Source organism: Kluyvera sp. STS39-E, from assembly GCF_040932435.1.
GTDB lineage: Bacteria > Pseudomonadota > Gammaproteobacteria > Enterobacterales > Enterobacteriaceae > Kluyvera.
On record NZ_JBFQGA010000012.1, the window covers coordinates 99,842 to 108,744 of the forward strand.

The 8,903-nt window shown below is 52.4% G+C and carries 5 protein-coding genes and 1 pseudogene; all 6 read left to right on the plus strand.

Annotation, left to right across the window (positions count from 1 at the left end):
- Positions 1 to 36 precede the first annotated feature (36 nt).
- On the plus strand, positions 37 to 372 hold the full coding sequence (locus AB4K05_RS22430; protein WP_016051623.1) for a phage tail protein: 336 nt from the start codon (positions 37 to 39) through the stop codon (positions 370 to 372).
- 89 nt (positions 373 to 461) lie between these two features.
- Positions 462 to 1,160 carry a phage minor tail protein L gene (locus tag AB4K05_RS22435; protein ID WP_368481920.1) on the plus strand — a complete coding sequence of 233 codons (699 nt, stop codon included), beginning with the start codon at positions 462 to 464 and terminating at the stop codon, positions 1,158 to 1,160.
- A complete protein-coding gene (locus tag AB4K05_RS22440; protein ID WP_022649951.1) occupies positions 1,153 to 1,950 on the plus strand; it encodes a C40 family peptidase in 798 nt (265 codons plus the stop codon). The genes AB4K05_RS22435 and AB4K05_RS22440 overlap by 8 nt, the downstream gene beginning before the upstream one ends.
- Complete coding sequence (locus AB4K05_RS22445) at positions 1,938 to 2,528, plus strand: tail assembly protein (RefSeq protein ID WP_016051626.1); 591 nt, start codon at positions 1,938 to 1,940, stop codon at positions 2,526 to 2,528. The genes AB4K05_RS22440 and AB4K05_RS22445 overlap by 13 nt, the downstream gene beginning before the upstream one ends.
- A 17-nt stretch (positions 2,529 to 2,545) precedes the next feature.
- Entirely contained in the window at positions 2,546 to 6,703 is a 4,158-nt protein-coding gene (locus AB4K05_RS22450; protein WP_368481921.1) for a phage tail protein, read from the plus strand.
- 87 nt (positions 6,704 to 6,790) lie between these two features.
- Positions 6,791 to 8,903, plus strand: a pseudogene (locus tag AB4K05_RS22455) (phage tail protein); the annotation flags it as partial.

An 8,903-nucleotide genomic window follows, 5' to 3' on the forward strand; every position in this document is an offset into this window, starting at 1 on the left:
GCTGCCCCGGAAGGGGCAGTCTCACAAGGATGTGAGATGGAAAGACTGACTTTTAACTGGTATCCCGACTACGAGTCGGAAAAGACCGTGAAGCCTAACGTGGCGGTTCTGAATTTCGGTGACGATTACGAACAGCGCCAGGCCAAAGGTCTCAATCGCATCAAAGAAGAGTGGAGCCTGACATTTACGCGCTCTTACGACGTCATCAATGCCGTCGATGACTTTCTGACGGCACGCGCGGCCGTTGAGTCGTTCTACTGGACGAACCCTCGTGGCAAAAAGATTGTTGTGGTGTGCGACAGCCATACGGTCAAACGTTACCAGGGCTATCAGGTTCTCACTGCGACCTTCAGACAAATTTATGAAGGATAATTTAACCTACTAGATAAGTAAGCACTTATTTACTATTATTTATAGGCGCTGACAGGATGTTGGCGCCTCTTTATTTCAAGGAAGAAACGATGGGTATTAAAGCTGATATTCAGAGCTTGTCGCCCTCCGCGCTCATTGAGTTGTTCGAACTTGATATGTCGAACACCACCTCTGGGGGCAAGCTGTTTTTCCACGCCGGCACAAACGAACTGATGGAGCCAGTCGTTTGGCAGGGTGTGTCCTACGAACCGTGGCCAATCAAAGCGTCAGGCTTTGATAAGACTGGTCAGGGTACTTTGCCGCGTCCAAAAATCCAGGTCTCCGACTTTGCCGGAACTGTCTCCGCTGAAGTTCAGGCAAACGACGATCTGGTGGGTTGCCGCATCATCCGCAAGATGACGCTGGCGCGTTTTCTCGATGCGGCCAACTTCAAAGACGGGAATCCAACCGCAGATCCAAATCAGCACTTCCCGGATGAGATGTGGTTCATCGAACAGAAGACTCTCGAAACCCATGAGGTCGTCGAGTTTGAGCTGTCGAGTGTGTTCGATCTGATGGGCGTGCAGCTGCCGTACCGCCAGATCATCAAAAACACCTGCCCGTGGAAATACCGCGGCCCAGAGTGCGGCTACACCGGCCCATATTTCGACAAAAACAACCAGCAAACCACCATGTCAGGCGCGGATTACTGCACGAAACGCTACGACTCATGCAACGCTCGCCGTAACTACTTTGCCAATGGCGTAATCCACTTTGGCGGGTTCATCGGAGCAACACGTTATGGGTAATAAAGTGCTCCCTGAGCTTGGCTCGGACGTTATGCAACAAATCTATCTGACAGCCATCAAACGCTACCCGAACGAAGCGTGTGGCTTTCTGGTGCGCACCACTGGCGAGAAATATCGCTTCATTGAAGCCCGGAACGTGTCGGAGTACCCGGAAAACACGTTTGTTATGCACGCTGACGACATTATCGCTGCGGAAGATGCGGGGGACGTGGTTGCCATCTGGCACTCCCACACTGACGAATCAGCTGATGCGTCAGACGCCGACCGAGCCGGATGTGAGGCAACGGAAGTTCCGTGGTTGATTCTGGCTGTTCGGAAGAATGTCGAGGGCGATGCGCCATTTCACTTCAGTGAGATGAATGTGATCACCCCAGACGGCTTTGAGATGCCTTATCTGGGGAGACCCTATGTGTTCGGTGTCTTCGACTGCTGGATGCTTTGCCGCGACTATCTCAAGCGCGAGTTTGGTGTTGAGCTGAATCCGAATGCGCACCTGCATATCCCGTCATGGTACACGGGCGACAACGACATTCTCGACCAGAACTATCGAAATGAAGGGCTGGTGCGTCTTGCGCCAGGGACGGAACCGCAGCGCGGCGATGTCTTCTTCATCCAGTACGGAAAAATGCCTGACCACTGCGCGGTGTATATCGGAGACGGCATGATCCTGCATCACCAGATCGACCGCCTGAGTTGTCGCGCTTATTACGGTGGCATGTACCAGAAACACACGACGCACCACCTGCGTCACAGAGACTTACTCAAGGGAGATGAGACGTGTCTGAGTTAGTTCATGTGCAACTTGGCGGCCCTATGGCCAAACACTTCGGTCGTCACTGGCATTTGAAGGTTCGCAACACCAAGCAGGCTCTGGATTTGATTGAGGCTAATCGCCCCGGATTCAAAGCCTGGATGAAGCGAAACCTCAAAACCTACGACAAATACCACATCCAGATCACCAACAAGCAGGGCCACAAATGGTCGGTCGACGAAGGTGAGTACCAGATGATGGGGCAGTCCGACAACATCGCGAAGATCCGAATTACGCCAGTTCCTCGCGGTAGTGGCGGCTCTGCGTTTGGTTGGTTTCAGACGGTGGTGGGTGCTGTTTTGATGGTCGCCTCCATCTGGGTTCCAGCCCTGGCTCCGCTCGGTTTGTCATTAATGATGGGCGGCGTCGCGCAACTCATTTCGCCACAGGCGACGAACGACAGTGTGAGACAGGCGGATAACTCCGACTCGTTCTATTTCGATGGGCCGCAGAACACCACTAACCAGGGAAACCCGGTGCAGCTCATCTATGGAGAGGAAATTTTGGTTGGCTCGCAGGTTGTGAGTTCTTCTATCACCATCGACCAGCTTATGTAATAAGGGATTTTTTGAACATGGAACAGTTCAAGAAGAAAAGGTTGCCTCTCCTGATCGCAGGTGCAGGCGGCAAGAAAAGCAGCAGCTCCAGCCGCACGCCGGTTGAAGCCGATGATACCGTTAACTCGCGTGCTATGGCGTCTATCCTCGACTTGCTCGGGGAAGGCGTTATTGGTGGTCTGGTTGACGGTGCAAAATCGATTTTCATCGATGATCTGCCGATCCTCAATGAAGACGGCTCGGCCAACTATAGCGGCATTACATGGGATTTTCGCGACGGTTCGCAAGACCAGACGCCTATGGCTGGCTTTGATTTTGTTGAAACGCCCAAATCCATCAACATTCAGCTGAAAAAGACACATGAGGTGACAGTCTCCATCGATAACGATGAAGCTGACCGCGTTCGCGTCATCCTCAAATTTCCCTCTCTGCGTAGCGTGGATAAGAAATCGGGTGACACCAACGGCACAACAGTCAAATACAAGTTTCAGATCGCCAATGGCGATGGAACATTTGCTGATGTAGTTGCTGAAGGCGAGAAAAGTGTTGAAGTTGCCCTGACAGCGAAGAAGACAGGTGTTTACTACCGCAGCTACGAACTCAAACTGCCGAAACCTGGCCGCGCATATAAGGTTCGTGTCATACGCCTAACCGACGACAGCAAAACTCAGTATCTCTATAACGATACGTGGGTGGACTCCATCGGTGAGATCGTCGATACGCCAATGAACTATCCGAACTCTGCGCTTGTTGGACTCAAGGTTAACTCAGAGCAGTTCGGCAGCTCTATGCCTTCTCGTTCGTATCTGGTGCGTGGTTTGAAAATCCGCGTGCCGTCAAACTACAACGAGAACACCAATACCTATGTTGGTGTTTGGGACGGTACGTTTAAGCTGCTGTCATCTTCTAACCCAGCCTGGATTCTCTTCGACGTTCTGACCAACGCCCGATATGGCCTTGGGCAGTTTGTCTCTGAGTCCATGATTGATCTTGGACAGATGTATCAGATCGGTCGCTATTGCGACGAAGAGGTCGACGATGGTTTCGGCGGCAAGGAGAAGCGTTTCGCCATCAACACCCAGATAACCAGCCGGCAGGATGCTTATCGACTGATTCAGGATATCGCTGGCGCCTTCCGCGGTATGGTCTTCTGGGCTGGTGGAATGGTCAACGTCATGCAGGACAGTCCGTCAGACCCGGTCATGATGTTTACCAACGCAAACGTCAAAGATGGCCAGTTCAGCTATAAAGGTTCAGCTCGCAAAGATCGTCCTTCCGTTGCGCTTGTCACCTACAACAATAAAGAAGACGGCTACAAGCAGAACATCGAGTACGTCGAAGACCAGGAGGCGATGCGCCGTTATGGCGAGCGCAAAACTGAAGTGGTTGCGTTCGGTTGTACCAGCCGTGGACAGGCGCATCGTGTCGGTTTGTGGTTGCTGTATACCGCTCGCATGGAGTCTGACGTTATCACCTTTACTGCAGGTCTCGATGCTTCGTTCTTGATGCCTGGTGAAACCGTGCTAATCCAGAACAAGTACCGTTCGGGCAAGCGCAACTCCGGTCGCATTATGTCCTTTAACAAGAGCAGCATTACATTAGACGCACCAGTATCGTTGAAGAAAAGCGGCAGCTACATTCGCATCTTGAACCAGGAAGGCAAGTTCGTCGAACGCGACATTCTGGAGACGGGGGAGAATATCACTAAAGTGACGTTCTCGAAGTCTCTGGCATCCGGCGAAATGCCAGTAATGAATGGCATCTGGACTATCACCGAACCAGACCTGGAGCCAATGCGAGTACGCGTTATCAACGTTGCACAGGGTGATGCGCAAGGGTCTTTCGATGTGACGGTCGTCCAGAATAACCCTTCGAAGTACGAAGCGATAGACAATGGGGCGACGCTGATTCCGGAGAACAACACCGTTCTCGATCCAACATACTCGAAGCCGACAAACCTGCAGGTGACGGAAGGAACGTATATTTCCAGCCCAGGCAACCTTTCCATCAAGCTTATTGCGACCTGGGAAGGTAAGTCTGCTGAGTATTGGATCAGTTGGCGTCGCTCGGACGAGAACAACGTTTCTAACTGGCAGTCCGCGCGTGTCACTGAAGAGCAGTACGAAATCATCAATATTGCCGAGAACGGCCAATATGATATCCAGCTTTATGCTGTGTCATTCAGCGGCAAAAAGACTGAGATCATCAGTACAGTCTATAAAGTTCAGGGAACGATGACACCGCCAGGCGCACCGACTGCGTTGACGGCCGTGGGTGACTATCGCAACGTGATTCTGAATTGGGTTAACCCTGATTCAATCGATCTCGACCACATCAACGTGTATGCGTCACAGACCAACGACCTGGACACCGCAAAACTGATTGCCGAGGCCGCCAGTACTACTTTCACCCATGCAGGTCTGGGAGATAGCGAAACGTGGTTCTATTGGGTTCGCGCGGCAAATAAGAGAGGCATGTTGAGTCCGCCGAACTCCAATTTGGGTACCGAGGCGATGACAAAGGATGTTCTCTCATTCCTGACAGGGAAAATCACATCTTCTGAGTTGGGACAGGAGTTGCTTGAGGAAATCGACTCTAAGGTTTCTCAGGAGGCTGTTGATTCTATCTATCAGCAGATGGAGGAAAGCCTCAAAGATCTCGATGACAAGTTGACGGCGGCAGATCAGAGACTAGAAGAAGCGCAAAACGGGCTTAAAACGGAAGTGTCCGGCACTTTGGATAAGGTCAATGACGCTCTGCAACAGGTTGAAGATTCCAATGCGGCTTTAGTTGAGTTACAGGAAACTGTATCCGAGCAGGGCAAAGCCGTAGCTGGCGCGGTCGAAGCAGCTCATGCAGCACTCGATAATGCTTCTGCATTGATTGCCGAAGAACGTGAGGCCCGAGTAGAAGGCGATATGGCGAACGCCAAACAGATTGAGGCGATGAAGTCTTCTGTTGACGATAGCGTTGCTGCTGTTGAAGAGATGAAGAAAACTGTGGCCGAAGTCGAGCGAGCCAGCGCGGAAGTAACCACCAATATTGAGGCATTGGCCAAAACCAATATCGATCTCGCTCTGCGTCAGGATGAAGACCAGCACAAGCAGATGGTCAATAACGCGAAGATCGCAACCACTCAGAAGACGTTTGCCGACGATATGTCTGCAATGGCCTCGAAAGTGGAAGAGATCCGCGCAGAAATTGGTGAAGATATTCGCGCTTCTATCACTGAAGAAACGACGGCTCGTGTTGAGGCTGATAAGGCTATTGCGACCCAAATAACCAAGCTTGAAGCTCAGATTAACGACGATATCGCTGCGGCAATTGTGACCGAACAAGAGGCTCGTGCAACAGCGGATGAGTCGTTGTCGAAGCAGATCACAACATTGCAAGCGAAGGTTGAGGGAGATATCAGCGCGGCGCTGGCCGAAGAGCAGATTGCAAGAGCGACCGCCGACGAATCGTTGGCGCAACAAATCACAACACTAAAGGCCCAAACAGGCGCCGACATTAAGGCGGCTATTGCGGAAGAAACGAAAGCCAGAACCGATGCCGACTCTGCGCTGGCAGGGCAAATCACCAATTTGCAGGCTCAGACAGGAAAAGATATCAGTGCCGCTATTACTTCTGAAGCAACCGCACGCGCGGAAGCCGATAAAGCACTAGGTGGTCGTATTGATACGATTAAGGCTGAAGTAGACGGCAACTCGGCAACTATCCAGCAGCAGGCCCAGGCAATTGCCGATACCAACAAAAAGGTTTCGACAGCGTGGACGCTTAAAATGGAGACTTCCACGAGCGGTGGCCAGAAATATGTTGCCGGTATCGCGCTGGGCATTGATAGCACAGGTCTTTCTCAGTTCCTTGTTCAAGCAGACCGCTTTGGTCTTGTGAACTCGGTTAACGGGAAAATCACCACACCGTTTGTGGTCGAAAACAGCGTTGCTTACATGAACGGCGCTTTTATCAAGGATGGAACAATCACCAACGCCAAAGTTGGCGACCTACAGTCCACCAACTTTGTCTCTGGCCGTTCAGGATGGCGCTTTGGGAAAAATGGCGTGCTGGAGATCAACGGCAATAGTGGCGGTAACGGTCGTCTGGTCATCAACGGCCAGCGTATCGATGTCTATGACGACAACAACGTTCTCCGGGTGAGGATTGGGCTTCTTTGACAGTAGAAATATTTCTTCATATCGGTAAAAATAAGTAGGTACTTACTTAATGACGGGCAAGGATGCCCGTCTTATCAAGGAGCGAATATGTGGTACAGGGAAGGTACTATCACATTTACACAGGGGAGTGACACACTCACCGGCACCGGTACGTTCTGGAACGTTACCGCGAATGGTGTGCTGCCGGGCATGATTGTCATTGGCCCTGATAACAAACTGCACGAAATTAAGCGCGTACTCAATGACACCAGCCTGCTGCTGGTGGAGCCGTATTCAGGCGAAACCCAGACGGAAGTTCCGTGCCGCATCATTACAACCTATGAGGGCGATTTAACGCAGTTCAGCGCACGTTTTACCGCGCTAATGACCCGTATGTCAGCCGACTCGAAGACGATGCGCAGCTGGTTGACAGCTGTTGATGAGGTCACGCTTGAGCGTGAAGACGGTACGGAAGTGACCGTGAAGTCGCTGACGCAGATCGTCAATGAGCACAATGCCAATCAGCAATGGTACAAAGACAATACCGACGCTATCGATGCCGCTGGTGAAAAGGCCAAAGCAGCCGCTGCCAGTGCTGCGGCCGCTGCGGAAAGCGCCAATACAGCGACGACCAAAGCCACCGAAGCAAGCCAGAGTGCTACCGCCGCAGCTGCATCAGAAAGCGCTGCCGGTGTAAGTGCATCCGCTGCCAAAACGTCTGAAACCAATGCTGAAAGCCTCAAGGTCGATGCTGCTGCGTCTGCCGCGACAGCGTCTGCCAAAGCGACTGAAGCTGGTGAATCAGCCACGAGTGCCGCGGCATCCAAAGATGCGGCTAAAGCATCTGAAGCTCAGGCTGCGACCAGTGCATCCGAAGCCTCTGCTTCAGCGTCTGCTGCGTCTGACTCTGCTGCTGCTGCAAAAACCTCTGAAACCAATGCCTCTGCCTCAGAGCAGGCCGCCGCTGGTAGTGCAGCTGATGCGCTGGCCTCGAAAAATGCGGCTAAGGAGTCAGAAACTCATGCTGCTTCGAGCGCCGGGGAGTCGGTGGCCAGTGCTGCTGCGGCCAAAGTTTCAGAAACCAACGCCGACGCATCGCAGAAGGCTGCTGCTGAGAGTGAATCTGCCGCAGGTCTGAGTGCCGAGGCTGCGGCTAATAGTGCTTCGGCATCTGGCGAATACGCTGATGCTGCGTTAGCCAGCAAAGAAGCCGCTGCATTGAGCGCAGGTGAAGCTAAGAAGTCAGAGACGAGTGCAGCTGCGTCGGCAACAACAGCGGCAGATTCTCTGGCTGGGATAGAAGTCAAAGCGAATGAGGCGGCTGAGTCCGCTGTGCTCGCATCGAAGAAGGCAACCGAGGCGTCAACCTCCGCGGGTGAAGCAAAAATATCCCAAACAAAAGCGAAAGAGTCTGAGGATAAGGCGTATGAGTATGCTCAGAATGCCCAATCAAGTGTAGCGAGCGTGAAGTGGAAAGGGACTTCCGCAGAGATGGACCTAACTACCGATTCGCCTAAATGGGTGAAGATTTCGCGCGCACGTATGCCGCAGTCGACCAGCACCGTTTATATCGAGATCATTGGCGGTGCGGGATATGAAGTCAACAGCCCTTATCAGGCGGCAATGGCCGACATAGTGCTTCGAACAGCTAGTGGCGATCCGCGTGGCCTGAATGTAGTTACCTATCGCACAATGGATTCTGCCGTGCAGAACGTAGCCACTGTGAACACCGATGAGGACAACTACGATATCTATCTGAATGCCGGTGCGGGTGCTCAGAAGCTGATTGTTAACCTTCAGTTCTCTGGCGCAGCGGTAGAGACCCTGGAAGTTTTTGAGGTTCTGGATACGCTACCGGAAAACGCCGTTGTGGGAGTTGTTTATCATCGTGTGCTTTCCGATGCAGATGGCTCTATTACCGGATCGCTCATGGGTAACGCAAGTTCAGCGACTGTACTGCAGACCGCTCGCAGCATCGGTGGCGTATTGTTCGATGGCAGCAAAGATATCGTGCTTCCGGGGGTGAATGCTCAGGGCAACCAGAGTACTTCCGGTAACGCTGCAACGGCGAGCAAGCTCCAGATCGCTCGTAGTATCGGAGGTGTGTCTTTCGATGGCTCCGCAGATATCAATCTACCAGGCGTAAATACATCGGGTAATCAGAATACTTCCGGTAATGCAGCCACAGCGACGAAGCTGCAGGCGGCCCGAAAAATTGGTG